This is a genomic window from Pseudokineococcus marinus (genome assembly GCF_013004605.1).
Classification (GTDB): domain Bacteria; phylum Actinomycetota; class Actinomycetes; order Actinomycetales; family Quadrisphaeraceae; genus Pseudokineococcus; species Pseudokineococcus marinus.
The window spans coordinates 1-1,023 of the sequence record NZ_JABEMA010000570.1; the positions used below are offsets into that span (position 1 = coordinate 1).

The window sequence follows — 1,023 nt, forward strand, 5'->3', positions numbered from 1 at the left end:
GCCGGGGTCGGCGAGCACCGGGCGCGCCCGCAGCGCCCGCACCTGGGACGCCTCCGCCGAGAGCCGGGCGTCGAGGGCGCGGCGCAGCCGGTCGCGGGCGCCGGCCACGCCCGCCAGCTCCTCGGCGACCGCGGGCACGACCCGGCGACCGGCGTCGGTGGGGGTGGAGGCGCGGACGTCGGCGACGAGGTCGAGGAGGGGGGAGTCCACCTCGTGGCCGATGGCGCTGACGACGGGCGTGCGGCAGGCCGCCACCGCGCGCACCAGGGCCTCGTTGCTGAAGGGCAGGAGGTCCTCCAGGGAGCCCCCGCCCCGGGCGACGACGACGACGTCCACCTCGTCCATCCCGTCGAGCTCGGCGAGCGCGCGCGAGACCTGCGCGACGGCGTCGACGCCCTGGACGACGACCTCGCGGACCTCGAAGCGGACGCCGGGCCAGCGCCCGCGCGCCGTGACGAGGACGTCGTGCTCGGCGGCGCTCGCGCGCCCGCAGACGAGCCCCACGACGCGCGGCAGGAAGGGCAGGGGCTTCTTGCGCTCGGCGGCGAAGAGGCCCTCGGCGGCCAGCACCCGCTTGAGCTCCTCGACGCGGGCGAGCAGCTCGCCGGCGCCCACCGGCCGGATCGCGTCGGCGCGCATCTGCAGGCTGCCCCGGCGCGCCCAGAACTCGGGCGTCGCGCGGACGACGACGCGGGCGCCCTCGACGAGCGCGGGGCCGAGGGCGTCGAGGACCCGCACGGAGGTGGTGACGGACAGGGACATGTCGACGTCGGCGTCCCGCAGCACGCAGAAGGCCGTGGCCTGCCCCGGGCGGCGGGTGACCTGGACGAGCTGGCCCTCGACCCAGACGGTGGACATGCGGGCGACGTAGTCGCCGATCTTGGCCGACAGCAGGCGCACGGGCCACGGCTGCTCCGCGGTGGTCGCCGCGGCCGTCGCCGGCAGGCTGCGGCGGCCCCCGTCCGCCGGGCCTTCCCCGGCTCCGTCCCCGCCCGCGGGGACGGGGCCGCCGGGGCCGGCGGC

1 protein-coding gene is annotated in these 1,023 nt (G+C 79.2%); it reads right to left on the reverse strand.

Annotated elements, in window-relative coordinates; all coding sequences use genetic code 11:
- The coding region (xseA, locus tag HLB09_RS17555) for an exodeoxyribonuclease VII large subunit (protein ID WP_409373023.1) at positions 1-1,023 on the reverse strand (1,023 nt) is incomplete at both ends.